This window comes from Pseudomonadota bacterium, assembly GCA_039028155.1.
In the GTDB taxonomy this organism is placed as follows: domain Bacteria; phylum Pseudomonadota; class Alphaproteobacteria; order SP197; family SP197; genus JANQGO01.
Genome location: JBCCIS010000057.1, coordinates 1 through 14,688, shown reverse-complemented (window position 1 = coordinate 14,688; position 14,688 = coordinate 1). Strand labels below are relative to the sequence as shown.

At 63.2% G+C, this 14,688-nt stretch carries 16 protein-coding genes; 2 read left to right on the top strand and 14 right to left on the bottom strand.

The features are described from left to right. Window position 1: 1 nt before the first annotated feature. Genes AAF563_21525 through coxB form a run of 9 tightly spaced genes read right to left on the bottom strand, consistent with a single transcriptional unit; the run spans window position 2 to window position 7,592 of the window. On the bottom strand, window positions 2-1,486 hold the full coding sequence (locus tag AAF563_21525; GenBank protein ID MEM7123871.1) for a carboxypeptidase M32: 1,485 nt from the start codon (window positions 1,484-1,486) through the stop codon (window positions 2-4). Continuing rightward, window positions 1,483-2,193, bottom strand: a complete 711-nt coding sequence (locus AAF563_21520) for an SURF1 family protein (GenBank protein MEM7123870.1) — start codon at window positions 2,191-2,193, stop codon at window positions 1,483-1,485. Before AAF563_21520 ends, AAF563_21525 begins: the two co-directional genes overlap by 4 nt. A 12-nt stretch (window positions 2,194-2,205) precedes the next feature. After that, on the bottom strand, window positions 2,206-2,583 hold the full coding sequence (locus AAF563_21515) for a DUF983 domain-containing protein (GenBank protein MEM7123869.1): 378 nt from the start codon (window positions 2,581-2,583) through the stop codon (window positions 2,206-2,208). 19 nt (window positions 2,584-2,602) lie between these two features. Further along, window positions 2,603-3,418: a cytochrome c oxidase subunit 3 gene (locus AAF563_21510; GenBank protein MEM7123868.1), complete on the bottom strand. Its 816-nt coding sequence runs from the start codon at window positions 3,416-3,418 to the stop codon at window positions 2,603-2,605. 15 nt (window positions 3,419-3,433) lie between these two features. Next, window positions 3,434-4,033: a cytochrome c oxidase assembly protein gene (locus AAF563_21505; GenBank protein ID MEM7123867.1), complete on the bottom strand. Its 600-nt coding sequence runs from the start codon at window positions 4,031-4,033 to the stop codon at window positions 3,434-3,436. Between the two features lie 2 nt (window positions 4,034-4,035). Beyond that, complete coding sequence (locus tag AAF563_21500; GenBank protein ID MEM7123866.1) at window positions 4,036-4,176, bottom strand: hypothetical protein; 141 nt, start codon at window positions 4,174-4,176, stop codon at window positions 4,036-4,038. A 4-nt stretch (window positions 4,177-4,180) separates the two neighbouring features. After that, window positions 4,181-5,071, bottom strand: a complete 891-nt coding sequence (gene cyoE, locus AAF563_21495; GenBank protein ID MEM7123865.1) for a heme o synthase — start codon at window positions 5,069-5,071, stop codon at window positions 4,181-4,183. Between the two features lie 42 nt (window positions 5,072-5,113). Continuing rightward, entirely contained in the window at window positions 5,114-6,721 is a 1,608-nt protein-coding gene (gene ctaD / locus AAF563_21490) for a cytochrome c oxidase subunit I (GenBank protein ID MEM7123864.1), read from the bottom strand. A gap of 37 nt (window positions 6,722-6,758) precedes the next feature. Beyond that, window positions 6,759-7,592 (bottom strand): cytochrome c oxidase subunit II, encoded by an 834-nt coding sequence (gene coxB / locus AAF563_21485; protein MEM7123863.1) that lies wholly within the window; start codon window positions 7,590-7,592, stop codon window positions 6,759-6,761. A gap of 293 nt (window positions 7,593-7,885) precedes the next feature. Here coxB and tldD point away from each other — a divergent pair, with 293 nt between their 5' ends. Then, window positions 7,886-9,328 (top strand): metalloprotease TldD, encoded by a 1,443-nt coding sequence (tldD, locus tag AAF563_21480; GenBank protein ID MEM7123862.1) that lies wholly within the window; start codon window positions 7,886-7,888, stop codon window positions 9,326-9,328. Window positions 9,329-9,453: 125 nt separating this feature from the next. Here the strand turns inward: tldD and AAF563_21475 are convergent, their stop codons facing one another. Beyond that, complete coding sequence (locus tag AAF563_21475; protein ID MEM7123861.1) at window positions 9,454-10,800, bottom strand: MFS transporter; 1,347 nt, start codon at window positions 10,798-10,800, stop codon at window positions 9,454-9,456. 241 nt (window positions 10,801-11,041) lie between these two features. On the opposite strand from AAF563_21475, the gene AAF563_21470 reads away from it, so the two are divergent. Further along, entirely contained in the window at window positions 11,042-11,959 is a 918-nt protein-coding gene (locus AAF563_21470; protein ID MEM7123860.1) for a DMT family transporter, read from the top strand. Window positions 11,960-11,967: 8 nt separating this feature from the next. On the opposite strand, the gene AAF563_21465 is transcribed toward AAF563_21470, so the two are convergent. The 4 genes from AAF563_21465 to AAF563_21450 all read right to left on the bottom strand — a co-directional run. Further along, on the bottom strand, window positions 11,968-12,363 hold the full coding sequence (locus tag AAF563_21465) for a RidA family protein (GenBank protein MEM7123859.1): 396 nt from the start codon (window positions 12,361-12,363) through the stop codon (window positions 11,968-11,970). Window positions 12,364-12,390: 27 nt separating this feature from the next. Further along, a complete protein-coding gene (locus AAF563_21460) occupies window positions 12,391-12,780 on the bottom strand; it encodes a Rid family hydrolase (protein ID MEM7123858.1) in 390 nt (129 codons plus the stop codon). Window positions 12,781-12,817: 37 nt separating this feature from the next. After that, complete coding sequence (locus AAF563_21455) at window positions 12,818-14,179, bottom strand: glutamate--cysteine ligase (protein ID MEM7123857.1); 1,362 nt, start codon at window positions 14,177-14,179, stop codon at window positions 12,818-12,820. A gap of 10 nt (window positions 14,180-14,189) precedes the next feature. After that, the coding region (locus AAF563_21450) for an RsmE family RNA methyltransferase (protein MEM7123856.1) at window positions 14,190-14,688 on the bottom strand (499 nt) is incomplete at its 5' end.

The window sequence follows — 14,688 nt, the reverse complement described above, 5'->3', positions numbered from 1 at the left end:
TCTATCCGCCATAACGTTCAGCAAGATGGCTCTCGAACGCCGCCGTGCTGAGCGGCGCGCCCGTCGCCTGTTCGATGAGTTCGTCGGTGGTCAGGATGGCGCCCCATTGATGCACGTTCTGGCGCAGCCACGACAGCAGGAGACTGAAGTCGCCGCGGCGCAAACAATCCGGGATTTCCGGGTGGGCTTCGAGCGCCGCGCGATAGAGCTGAGCGGCCGCCAGGGCGCCAAGCGTATAGGTCGGGAAGTAGCCGATCAGACCGTCCGCCCAATGAATGTCCTGCAGACAGCCGAGACGATCGTCCGGCGGGCGAATGCCAAGCAGCCCCTCCATCCCATCGTTCCATGCCGCCGGCAGGTCGGCGGGGTCGAGATCGCCGGACAACAGCATGCGCTCCAAGCGGTAGCGCAGGATGATGTGGAAGGGATAGGTGATCTCATCGGCATCGACCCTGATAAAGCCTGGCTCCACGCGGTTCGAGAGGCGTATCAGGTTGTCGACCTGCCAGGCAGGCCCGTCGCCGCCGTAGGTTTCGCGCAACAGCGGCGCCAAGAATTCCAGGAACGGGCGGCCCCGGCTGACCTGCATTTCAATCAGCAGCGATTGGCTCTCGTGGATCGACATGCCGGCGTCGCGTCCTACCGGCTGACCGGCCCAGGCATCCGGCAGCCCCTGCTCATAGATCGCGTGACCGGTCTCGTGCATCACCCCCATGATACCCGACGCGAAGTCGTTCTCGTCGTAGCGCGTGGTAATCCGCACATCGCCGGTCGCGCCGCCGGTGAACGGATGGGCGCTGACGTCGAGGCGCCCGCATTCGAAGTCAAACCCCACCGCGGCCATGAGTTTGAGACCCAGCGACTCCTGGTCGGCTATGGCAAACGGCCCGGCAAGCGGCTCAGGCTTGCGCTGGTTGGCGCGGGCGTGCTCCAGATGTCCGGGCAGCACGTCGGCCAGGCGTTCGAACAGGGGATCGATGCGCGTTTCGGTAAGGCCGGGGTCGTACTCGTCGAGCAGAGCGTTGTAGGTCGACGTGCCCGTCGCCTCAGCCTTGGCGGCGGCACTTTGGCGGGTCAGGTTGATGACCTCGGCGAACGTCGGCAGAAAGGCCGCGAAGTCGGCCGCCGGACGGGCTTCCAGCCACACCTGCTGGCAGGCCGAACAGGCCCGTGAACGGGCTTCGACCAAGTCGGCGGGCACGGCGTTGGCATGGCGCCAGACACGCCGCATGGCTCTGATGTTGGCCTGTTGGGCGCCCTCAAGCGTGCCGCCTTCACCTTCCGCTTGTTCCAGAAGGTCGCCAAGCGACGGTTCGCTCAGCATGCCGTGGCACAGCCCCTCTAGCGCGGCCAGCTGATCGGCGCGTCCCGGCGCCCCGCCGCGCGGCATTGTGGTCTCGCGGTCCCAGGTCAAAATGCCGATGGTCTCGCGAAATGCCGCCAAATGGGCGAAACGCTTTTCCAGCTCTTGATAGGCCGGCGTCATGGGCTGCCCTTTCTGCGCATCGTGCGGAACAGGAGAATGCCATAGATGACCAGCAGGACCCCGGCCAGCGCAAACCACGTGAGCGCATACTGCAGGTGATGGTTGGGCAGATCGAGCCGCACCTGACCGCCCCGGGGCAGTTGCTGGGGGTCGCTGCCTTGATCCGCGACCACGACAATCGGCAGCAGCGGTACATCCGCCGCGGCCGCCATGGCGTCGGGGTCGATCCAATACCACTCCCCGGCCGATGGGTCGTTGTCGTTGGCAAAAGCGGTGCGTTCACTGAACTCGCGCACGATGCCGGTGACCCAGACCTGTCCTGCCGGAGATCCACTCCTCGACTCGGCCAGCCGCTTTTCCGGCGGCACCCAGCCGCGGTTGACCAGCACCGCGCGGCCGTCGGCCAACAGCAGGGGCGTGATGATGTGATAGCCGACGTCACCGCCGTCGACGGCGGGACGGTAGAGCGGCATTTCGCGGTCGTTCAAGAACGTTCCGAGCACCCGGACCGGCCGCCAGGGACGCTCGTCGGCGGGCAACGTCAGGACTTCGTCAAGCACCAGCGGGGCTTCGCCCATCCGTTGTTCCATGGCGGCGATGATGTCGCGCTTCCAGGACAGACGATCCAGTTGCCAGACGCCAAGCCCGATCAAGACCGCCAGCATGGGCAGGACAAACAAAGTGATGACGAGCGGTGAATGGCGCATGAAAACGCCCTCTCAAGCCGGCGGTTCGTTCTCGAAGCCGGCGACGCGGTGTTTGTACTGCAGGGCGATCATCACGCCCTTGAACGGCCGCAACAGCAGGATCGAACCAACAATGATCAGCGGCCCGAAGATAATGCCGTGGACCCAGAACGGGGGTTCGTAACTCAATTCCACCCAGGCCGCCAGTGCCGCCATAACGAAGCCGTAGATCAAGATGATAAAGACGGCCGGGCCGTCACCGGCATCCTCATGCGAAAGGGTCAGACCGCAAACATCACACCTGTCGGCAACGCGCAGGTAGCCGTCAAACAGCTTGCCCCGCCCGCATCGCGGGCATCGGCCCCTAAGGCCCGTGCCGAATGGCGACAGCGTGGGATAAGGGCCGGCCAACGGATCCAGGGATCCGGTACTAATGGTGCGCGATTTCGCCCGCGCCCCACCAGTAGATTGAGGTGAACAGGAACAGCCACACGACGTCGACGAAGTGCCAGTACCAGGCAGCCGCCTCGAAACCGAAGTGCTGGTTCGGCAGGAACTGATTCTTGTAGGCGCGCACCAGGCACACGGCCAGGAAGATGGTACCGACGATGACGTGGAAGCCGTGGAACCCAGTCGCCATGAAGAAGGTCGAACCGTAGATGCCTTCACGGAAGCCGAACGGCGCCAGCAGATACTCGACCGCTTGCAGGCTGGTGAACAGGAGACCCAGGATCACGGTCAGCCACAGCCCGGCGATCATACCCTCGCGGTCGCCCTCTTTCAGCGCGTGGTGCGCCCAGGTCACCGTCGTGCCTGACAACAGCAGGATCAGCGTGTTGATGAACGGAAGATCCCACGGATCAAACGTCATCGTGCCTTCCGGCGGCCAGATACCGCCCATCCATTCGGTCGGGAACAGGGCGGCGTTGAAGTAGGCCCAGAACCACGCGACGAAGAACATGACCTCCGACGCGATGAACAAGGCCATGCCATAGCGCAGACCCAATTGAACGGTCGGCGTATGGGCCTTGTCGATGATCGCCTCGCGGATCACGTCGCGCCACCACATGAACATGGTGAACAGCGACAGGATCAGACCGGGGAAGATCATCCACAGATAATCGTTGTTCTTGAAATACATCAGCGCGCCACCAGCCAGCACGAGCGCGGAGAACGCACCAAGCGCAGGCCACGGGCTGGGGTTGACCAGGTGGTAAGGATGGTTATGGGAATGATGCTCGGCCATCTGGCAACCTTTCGTCTAATCGCTCGCCGCGTCGGCGGTCCCGTCCAGGACGAGCGCGGCACTGTTCTGTTCCTCAACGCCGACCTGTTCAAAGAACGTATAGGACAGCGTAATCGTGTGCACGTCATCGGTGATCGGATCGTCGAACATTTCGGGATCGACAAAGAACGACACCGGCATCTCGACCGTCTCACCGGGCGCCAGCGTCTGCTCGGTAAAGCAGAAGCAGTCGATCTTCGCGAAGTACAGGCCCGCCTTGTCCGGCGTCACGTTGAACGTCGCGGTGCCGGTGATCGCCCGGTCCGTTGGATTACTGGCTTCGTAGAACATCAGCATCTGTTCGCCGACACGGACCTCGATCTCGCGGTCCAGCGGGCGGAACGACCACGGCATGCCGCGCGCCGTGTTGGCATCGAAACGTATGGTGACCCATCGGTCGTCGGTCTGACTGGGCGCCGCCTCGACAATCTGCGGCGTGCCGCCGAATCCCGTGACCTGACAGAACAGGCGGTAAAGCGGCACGGCCGCCACAGTCAGCGCGACCATGCAGCCGATAACGGCAAGGGTCGCCAGAACCGTCCGGCGTTTACCGCGTTGGCGCACCGCATCAGTCATGATCAGCTCGACCCGCCCAGTTTGACCAGGGTGACGATATAGACGAGCACGATGAAGCCGCCGAGAACCAGCCCCAAGGCGATGTTGCGGCGGCGTCTCTGGCGTTTCTGTTCATCGGTCAGCTGCATGGCACCGGTCTGCATGGCATCAAACGATCCCGTGGAGCGCGTTATCGACGACCAACAGGCCGAAGATCAACGCGAGATACAGGATCGAGAAACGGAACATCCAGCGTGCCGCCTGATCAGTCTTGTCGATCACGATCCGCAAGGCGCCCCAAATGAATACAAGGCCCAGGAGAGCCGCGCCGACGCCATAGACCGGACCGGCAAATCCCATGACCCAAGGCAGCATGGTCAGGGGCAGCATGAGGAACGCATAGAGCAGAATCTGGCGACGCGTCACCGCCGCGCCGGCGACCACCGGCAGCATCGGAATGCCCGCCTTTTCGTAATCGCCGGCCCGGTAAAGCGCGAGCGACCAGAAATGCGGCGGCGTCCAGAAGAAGATGATCGCGAACAACACGATCGATGCCATGGAGACATCACCGGTCACCGCGGCCCAACCGATCATCGGCGGGAAGGCGCCGGCGGCGCCACCAATGACGATGTTGTGGGGCGTGCGGCGTTTCAGCCAGACGGTGTAAACGAAGACATAGAAGGCGATCGCCAGGGCCAGCAAGCCGGCAGCGGTCCAGTTGACCGCCAACCCCATGAATGCCACCGACCCGACGGCCAACGTGACGCCAAACTCCAACGCGGTGCGCGGCGCCATGCGCCCGGCCGGTATAGGCCGGTTGCGGGTGCGCCGCATGATCGCGTCGACGTCGCGCTCGTACCACATGTTGATGCAACCCGAGGCACCCGCGCCGACGGCGATACACAGGATCGCGACCAGCGCCAGAACCGGATGCAGATTGCCGGGCGCGACCAGAACGCCGACAGCGCCGGTGAAGACGACCAGCGACATCACGCGCGGCTTCAAGAGCGCGAGAAAGTCGGCCGGTGTCGTCGCCGGTGACGCGGCGGCGTTTTCCATGATGATCGTACGATCGCTCGGCAAGGTCTTCGGCTCCCGCCCCTATTTGACCTGAGGCAGTTCTTCGAAGGTGTGGAACGGCGGCGGTGACGGCAGTGTCCACTCCAGCGTCGTCGCACCGGCACCCCACGGATTGGCCGGGCAGCGCACCCGTCCGATCACGAACACCCGCAGCAAGACATAGAAGAAGACAATCATGCCCAAGGCCGTGATGTACGAGCCATAGGATGAGATCTCGTTCCACCCTGCATAGGCGTCGGGGTAATCGGGAATACGCCGTGGCATGCCCGCCATACCCAGGAAATGCTGTGGGAAGAATGTGACGTTGACGCCGATCAGCGTCAGCCAGAAGTGCAGCTTGCCGGCCCATTCGGGATACTGGTAGCCGCTCATCTTGCCGATCCAGTAATAGAACCCGCCGAACAGCGCGAAGACGGCGCCAAGCGACAACACGTAGTGGAAGTGGGCGACGACGTAGTAGGTGTCGTGCATTGCCGTATCGATGCCGGCGTTGGCCAGCAGCACGCCTGTCACGCCACCAACGGTGAACAAGAAGATGAAGCCCAGCGCCCATAGCATCGGGGTCGTGAACTCGATCGAGCCGCCCCACATGGTCGCCAGCCACGAGAAGATCTTAATGCCCGTTGGCACCGCGATGACCATGGTCGCGACAATAAAATAGGCCTTGGTGTCGACGCCCAGCCCGACCGTATACATGTGGTGGGCCCACACGATGAAGCCGATGAAGCCGATCGCGACCATGGCATAGGCCATACCCAAGTAACCGAAGATAGGCTTGCGCGCGAAGGTCGAGATGATGTGGCTGATGATGCCGAAGGCAGGCAGGATCAGGATGTAGACCTCGGGGTGACCGAAGAACCAGAAGAGATGCTGGTAGAGGATCGGATCGCCGCCCAGCGCCGGATCGAAAAAGCCGGTGCCGAAGTTGCGGTCGGTCAGCAGCATGGTGATGGCGCCTGCCAGAACCGGCAGCGACAACACCAAAAGGAAGGCTGTGATCAGCACCGACCAGGCGAACAGCGGCATCTTGTGCAGCGTCATGCCTGGCGCGCGCATGTTGAAGATCGTCGTGATGAAGTTGATCGCGCCCAGAATGGACGACGCACCCGCCAAATGGATGGCTAATATCAGACAGTCGACCGCTAAGCCCGGACTGCCGTAAGTCGATAACGGCGCATAGATCGTCCAGCCGCTACCGGTACCGCCATCGATGAACACCGACATGACCACCAGGATCCCCGCCGGAACCAGCAGCCAGAAACTGATGTTGTTCATGCGCGGGAACGCCATGTCGGGCGCACCAATCATCAGCGGCACGAACCAGTTGCCGAAGCCGCCGATAAACACCGGCATGATCATGAAGAAGATCATGATCAGGCCGTGGCTGGTGATCAGCACGTTATAGAGTTGATGATCGCCGCCCAAAATGCCTTCGCCCGGAGCTTCCAGCTCCATCCGGATCAGGATCGACATCGCGAAACCGATCAGACCAAAGACGAAGCCATAGACCATGTACATCGTTCCGATGTCTTTATGGTTCGTCGAGTAGAGATAGCGAATGATGCCGCGCGGATGATCGTGATGATCGTCGTGCGCGTGATCGTCGGCGTGCGCTTGGGCTTCGGTCATCTCGTCATTCCTCCTGCCGGGCAGGGTATGTTGTTGTTCACTGGCCGGTCAGGCCGTTATCGGCGACAGAGATCGCCGGTGCGTTGTTGGCGGCGAACTCCGCCTGGGTCTCCGTGACCCACGCCTGGAACTCCTCTTCCGAAACCGCCTTGATCATGATCGGCATGAAACCATGCAGCTCGCCGCACAACTCTGAGCATTGACCGTAATAGGTGCCGGGCGTGTCGATCTTCAGCCACAGCTCGTTGATGCGGCCCGGCACGGCATCGGTCTTCACGCCCATGGCCGGCATCGCCCAGGAGTGAATGACGTCTTGCGACGTCACGAGCACGCGCACGACCTTGTCGACCGGGAGGACAACGGCATTGTCCGTTGCCAACAGCCGCAGCTCGCCTTCTTTCAACTGATCATCGGGGACCATGATGGCGTCGAACGAAATCTCGCCGTGATCGGGGTATTCGTAAGACCAGTACCACTGATGCCCGATCGCCTTCAGCGTCATGTCCGCCTCAGGGATCGTCTCTTCGTAATAAAGCAGCCTGAGGGATGGAATGGCGATCGCGATCAGGATCAGCACCGGCACGGTCGTCCAGACGATTTCCAGCAACGTATTGTGGCTAGTCCTCGACGGCTCCTTGTTGGCGCGCCGGTTGAAACGCACGATGATGATGATCATCAAAACCAGAACCAGGGCCGAGATACCCACCATCATGACCAACAGTCCGTCGTAGAACGAACTGATGTCGTGCATGATCGGCGACACTGCCTCCTGGAACCCCCAGGCCCAGTCCTCGACCTGCGCGAAGGCCGCACTCGTGCTGGCTATCAGACTGGCGACAAATGTCGCGAATCCGAGAAACCTCCTGACCAAGACCGCTCTCCTTTTATCGGTTCCGACGGAACGCAAGAATCCCCTCGGAAACAACCTTACTCCATACCCGCAGCGCGCCGCCAATCCCTACGGAACACCGCACTTTCTGTACGTTTTGCCTGCCGCGGCGGACCATACACAGCGGTCCCGGGAATCACAAGAGCGTGACGTTCAACACTGACCCCATCGAATTACCTGCGAACGCGCCGCATTCGCGTTATCTCTCTCAATCGCCCTGACTTGGTTGTCGCCGCCGCCGCCCCATATGTTGGGGCACGTCTTTGGAGTTGATGATGTCGCAATACCGCACACCTCACGAGCTGTTCTTCGCCCGCAATGACCTGGATGAAGGCCGTATCGAGCGACTCGTTGGGGACGCGCTGGGCGCGGCCGACGATGGCGAGCTGTTCATGGAGTACGTGCAGTCCGAAGCGCTGGCCTTTGACGACGGCAAACTGAAGACCGCCAGCTTCGATACCAGCCAGGGCATTGGCCTGCGCCGGGTGGTAGGCGAGGCGACGGCCTATTCGCACGCCTCGGAAGTGTCGGAGGCGGCGATCAAACGGGCCGTGGCGACCGTCAAGGCGGTCGACGGGCGAAGCGGTGTCAAGGGCGAGGCTCCGTCGCCGACCAATCGCAAGCTCTATGACGAGGCCAATCCGCTGGCCGAAATGGCGTTTGAGGACAAGGTCAAGCTGCTCCAGGACATCGACGCCTATGCCCGCTCGCTGGACCCCAGGGTCCACCAGGTCATGGCGTCACTCTCCGGCAACTGGCAAGTCGTCGCGATCATGCGCGCTGATGGACGCCTGATGACCGATGTCAGGCCGCTGGTCCGCCTGAACGTCCAGGTCGTCGCCGCCGAAGACGGGCGCATGGAAGCCGGCAGCCACGGCACCGGCGGCCGGTCGCTCTATAAGGATTTCGTGGTCACCGAGAACTGGCAAGCCCAGGCCGACGAGGCGTTGCGCCAGGCCTTGGTCAACCTTGACGCCGTCGCCGCGCCGGCCGGCGAAATGCCGGTGGTGCTGGGTCCGGGCTGGCCCGGCATCCTGCTGCATGAGGCGATCGGCCACGGGCTGGAAGGCGATTTCAACCGCAAGCAGACCTCCGCCTTCTCCGGCCTTCTGGGCGAACGGATCGCCGCGCCCGGCGTTACCGTGGTCGACGACGGCACCATCGAATCGCGGCGGGGCTCGCTGACCATCGATGACGAGGGCACGCCCAGCGAGTGCACGGTGCTGATCGAGGACGGCATCTTGAAGGGCTACATGCACGACCGCATGAACGCCCGGCTGATGGGCCATGCCCCGACCGGCAACGGCCGGCGCCAGAGTTTCGCCCACCAGCCGATGCCGCGCATGACCAACACCTACATGCTGGACGGCGACCGCGATCCCGAGGAGATCATGGGATCGGTCAAGAAAGGGCTCTATGCGGTGAATTTCGGTGGCGGCCAAGTCGATATCACCAACGGCAAGTTCGTGTTCTCCGCCGCCGAGGCCTATCTGATCGAGGACGGCAAACCGACCAGCCCGGTCAAAGGCGCGACGCTGATCGGCAACGGTCCGGATGTCCTGACAAAGGTCGCGGCGGTCGGCAATGACATGGCGCTTGATCCCGGCATCGGTACCTGCGGCAAGAACGGCCAGGGCGTCCCGGTCGGCGTCGGCCAACCGACCATCATGGTTGAAGGCCTGACCGTCGGCGGCACCGACGCTGCGGAAGCAGCCTGACCGGCAGCAGACAAGCTACCGCCGAGTCGGGTTAACGTATTGAAAAATATACGTATTCAGACGACTTATCTGTGACTGTCGGGCATCAGACAGCCTTGTAGGCTGCGGCTGCGGCATCCTTCGACCTATTGGCGTCGTGACGCGCGTGCCATCACAGGCCCCAGAGCGAGAATGGCGAGAGTAACAGCGGCGGTCGCGAGAAAGACCGCCGCGTAACTGTCGGTGATCTGGAGCACGGCGCTGGCGAACGCTACGCCGACAGTGGCGCCCAAGAGCTGCGTGCCGAGAAGAATGCCGCTTGCCTCGCCGCGCATGTCGTCGTCAACCTGGGCCAGGGCGGCCTTGCGCGGAGGCGCCAAGGTGAGCGCCATGAAGATGCCCCAGATCACCAGCGCCGGCACCAAGACCGCATAGCTTTCAAGCAACATGGCGCCTGCGACCCAGACAAAAACCAAACCGACGACGAGAAGGCCGATCAAGGTCAGGCGCAGCGACGACATGCGATCGGCGAGCTTGCCGGCATAAACCGCGGCGATCGGGATCGGCACCATGGCCGGCAGCAAGGCCAACCCTGCCACCAGCGGGTTCATGCCCAGGTTGTGCTGCAGGTAGAGCGCGCCGAACACCGCCAGCACCATGCGCTGAAACATGCCGATGAACGTCGCCAGGTTGGCGAAGGAAAAAATGCCGTCGCCGAACATCGCGACGCGGATCAGCGGCAGGGGGTGGCGCAGTTCGACGATTGTGAAGACCGTCAGCAGAACCGCCGCGACGGCGAAGACGGCCCAGGTCTGCAGGGCATCCCAGCCCCAGGCCGCGCCCTCCATCAAACCGATCACCAGCGCCGCCAAGCCGGCGACCAGGGTAACCAGGCCGGCGATGTCGAAACGGCGTGGCGCGGGCTCCCTGGGGCTCTTGAAGCGGCACACGATGACCAGCGCGATGATGCCGACGGCCAGCGGCACGTTGATCCAAAAGATCCAGCGCCACGACACGACCTCGGTGAAGAAACCGCCGACCAGCGGCCCCAGAACCAGGAAACCGGCCGCGACACCGCTGAACACGCCGAGCGCCCAGCCCTCGCGTTCCGGTGGGAAGATCATCGTGCTCATGGCGAGCGACGCCGGATAGAGTGCCGCCGCACCCAGACCCTGCACCGCGCGGGCGACGATCAACACCGTTCCGTCATCGGCCGCCGCACAGACGATCGATGACAAACCGAAGACAAGGACACCACCGAAGTAGATCGGCCGTAACCCGACGAGGTCGCCGAGCTTGCCGAAGACGGCAATGAAGGCCGCTAGAACGAGAAGATAGGCGTTCACAACCCAATGCGATGCGCCAGCCGACATGCCGAGCTCGTGACGTATGGTCGGCAGTGTCAAGCCAACCGCGGTCTCGTTGAGCGCGATCAAGCCGACCGCCGCACCCATGGCGATCAGCAGCGACCAGTTTCTGATGTTTTCGTTCATCGCGGTACCCCGTCCCGCGCGCCGCATCGGTCGTGCTGCATGCTGACCTGACCATACAGTCTCTTGACGGCACTTGGCGAATGACGTGCCGGGCCAGCCCAGAGCCATCCACCTGAGGGACTGGTCGAGGTCGCGCTTCCAGACTAGCCTGCACACCGTTTGCTGCCGATTTGTACCGGGCGAGGAGTTCCACCGTGTTGACCGTGATGATCGTCCGCGTGAAGCAGCCCGGCGGCCGATTGTGAGCGCGCCGATCGAGCGCAGCCAGTGGCTGCCATCACTGATGTTGGTGGCCTCGGCGGCGTGTTGGGGGCTTTTCTGGATCCCGATGCGCGAGTTTCGCGATGCCGGTCTGGACGCCGCCTGGGCTGGCGTCGGCCAGTTTCTGACGCCGTTTGTCGTTTTGGTTCCGTTTGCGATCTGGCGCGTGACACAAGGCAAACCGACCGGTCTGGCGTCGTGGAAGACGGCGATCTTCACCGGCGGCGCCTTTGTGCTTTACGCCGACAGTCTGGTCCTGACCGAGGTCGCGCGCGCGCTCATCCTGTTCTACGTCTCGCCGGCTTGGGCGACGATCTTCGAAGTCACGCTGATGAAGCGCCGGCTCACCTTCCCGCGCGTGCTGGCGATCGTCCTGGGTCTGGCCGGTCTCTATGTCATCCTGGGCAGCGATGGCAGCATCCCGATACCGCACAACACCGGCGACTGGATGGCCCTGCTGTCGGGCCTGTTCTGGGCCTATGGCTCGACCCGCATCCGCATGACGCCCGGTGTCGGCATGTTCGAGAACGTCTTCTCGTTCTTCATGGCCGCGTCGCTGATTGGTCTTGCCATCACCCTGCTGCCGATCGACGCGCTCGGCCGGCCGCCGTCGATGTCTCAGACCATCGACCTGCTGCCCTGGCTGCTGCTGGTCGCGGTCGCTTTCCTGATCCCCGTCATGTGCATGCAGCTCTATGCGGTTCGGCTGGTCGACCCAGGCCGCGTCGGCATCCTGTTTCAGGCCGAGGCGATTTTCGGCATCGCCAGCGCCGCCATCCTGACCACCGAACCCTTCGGTTGGATTGAGGCTACCGGCACGGCGCTGGTGATCGCCGCCGGCCTGGTCGAGGTGGCCGTCAACCGGCCGCGCGCGCGCCGTACCACACAGGACAACTAGCGCATCGTTCAGACCTTGGCGGCCGTGACGTCGACTTCGATCACCATGTCGGGATCGGCGAGGCCGGCGACATAGACGAGCGTCGCGGCTGGTTTGGCGCCGTCCAGTGCCTCGATGCGGACCTCGCGGCTATAGGTCAGATGCTCGGCGACGTTCGGCGTCATGTAGATCGTCAGTTTGACGATATCGTCCGGCGTCATACCGGCGGCCTCGACCACCGCGCGCACGTTCGCCCAGGTCTGCTTGATTTGGCCCTTATGGTCCTTGATCAGATCACCGCCCAGGTCGATGCCGACCTGACCGGCGGTCACCAGCCAACGCGCGCCAGCCGGCACCTCGCTGTTCTGGTAGTAGGGCGCGACAGGCTGATAGACCGTATCGGGATTGTAGCGTTTGATCGTCATGGCTGTGCCCTTCTCTTTGCTTCGTCGTCACTCGGCCTTGGCCGCGATGCCCTTGACCTCGATCATCATGGAGGGCGCCGCGAGAGCCGATACAAAGATCATGGTCGAAGCGGGCGCGATATCGCCCAGCGCCTTTTCACGCGCGGCACGCACGGTCGCCAGGTGTTCGGCGCCGACCACATAGGCTGTCACTTCGACCAGGTCTTCCGGCCCCATACCTTCGGCCGCCATGATCGCCAGCATGTTGGCAAAGGCGAGATCGCTTTGCGTGGCCGGGTCGTCCGGCACTTTGCCCTCCGCGTCGATACCGACCTGACCGGCGAGAAACAACACGCGCATGCCCGGCGGCACGACGACACCGTGGCTGTAGTTGGAGAACGGCGGTGCGATGCCGTCCGGCGTAAAACGTTTCAGCATGGTGGCGTCCTCCAGAAAGGAACGGTTTGCCGAGGCTCTAAAAGGCGTACTCGGTAAAGACGGGATCAACCTTGCCGCCCCAGGGCCCGTGATACTGTTCCAGCAGGATGTCGGCGGGGGTCTTGCCGGATTCGGCGATCTCCATCAGTGAGTCCAGGAAGTGGACCTCGTCTAGCGTGCCGTCGAATATGGCGCGCCGTTTGAGGCCTTCCGCCGAGATGGTGAGAACACGCTTGGCGACATCCTGCACCGTGCCGTCGCGGAACGAGGCTCTCAGCCCCCAGGACGGCACGTCAGCCTTCATCGCCATTTGCTCCTCCCAGGTCCAGTCCTTGACCAGATCCCAGGCGGCGTCCAGCTCGGTCGCCGAATAGAAGATGCCGACCCAAAGCGCCGGTAAGGCGCAAATGCGCCGCCAGCTCGCGCCGTCGGCGCCGCGCACTTCCATGTAGCGTTTGATGCGCACATCCGGGAACAGCGTGGTCAGGTGGTCTTCCCAATCGCTGACGGTCGGGATTTCGCCGGGCAGCGCCGGCAGCTTGCCGTCCAAAAAATCCCGGAACGACTGGCCGGAGGCGTCGATGTACTTGCCGTCGCGCATGACGAAGTACATCGGGACGTCGAGCGCATAGTCGACATAGCGCTCGAAGCCGAACCCGTCCTCCATGACAAACGGCAGGATGCCGCTTCGCGCGTTGTCGGTATCAGTCCAGACCTGGGCGCGATAGCTCAAGAAACCGTTGGGCTTGCCTTCGGTGAACGGCGAGTTGGCGAACAGCGCGGTTGCCACCGGCTGCAAGGCCTGGGCAACGCGGAACTTCTTCACCATGTCGGCTTCGGAACCGAAATCCAGGTTCGCCTGGATCGTGCAGGTGCGCAGCATCATGTCGAGACCCAGCGTGCCGACCGTCGGCATATAGGCGCGCATGATCTTGTAGCGCCCTTTGGGCATCCACGGCACGTCCTCGCGCCGGTCGACCGGACGGAAACCCAGACCAAGAAACGAGACTCCGAGTTCCTCGGCAACCTCCTTGCACTGATCGAGGTGAGCGTTCACCTCGCGGCAGGTCTCGTGCAGATCGAACAGTGGCGCGCCCGACAGCTCGACCTGGCCGCCTGGCTCCAGCGACACATTCTGGCCGTCCTTGGTCAGGCCGATCAGGGTCTCGCCCTCCAGGATCGGCTGCCAGTCGAAGCGCTGCAGCTCGGTCAGGATGGCATGGATGCCGTTCTCGCCGTCATAGGGCAGCGGCCTGTTGGTGCCGACCTCATAGGCGAACTTTTCGTGCTCGGTGCCGATGCGCCAGGTCTCGGGCGGTTTGCAGCCGCTCTCCAGCCGCTCGATGAGCTGGCTCTTGTCGGTGAGCGGTGTGGTGTTCAGCGCGGAAGGAATAGACAAAGATTGGGCCTCAGGGGTCTTTAATGTCCCGGGCGACAGCGGGGTTTAACCTAGCGTCACCTTGGGCGGCTTGCCAATACGCAAGAGCGGCCACCGCGGCGGTCTCGGCGCGCAGGATGCGGGGGCCCAGTCCGACGGCAACCGAGACGGGAACATCACCGATCAAACCGCGCTCCGGCTCCGAAAAGCCGCCTTCAGGGCCGACAAGAAGCGCCGCGGGCGCCTGGGCGCCGCGCTCAAACACGGCCATTGCCGGTTTCCCGCCGCCGGACTCGTCACACAGGATCAGGCAGCGCGCCTCGTCCCAATCCGCCAGAATCGCAGCCATGGCTTGTGGTGCGGCGCAGTCCGGCACGCTTAGCCTGCCGCATTGCTCGGCCGCCTCGATCGCCCAGTCGCGCAACTTCGCCTGGCGCGGCGCCGGCGCGCTGGTGTGTTCAGTCATGACCGGCACCAGCGCGGCCACGCCGAGCTCCGTCGCTTTTTCGACCAGAAACCGCAGGCGTTCT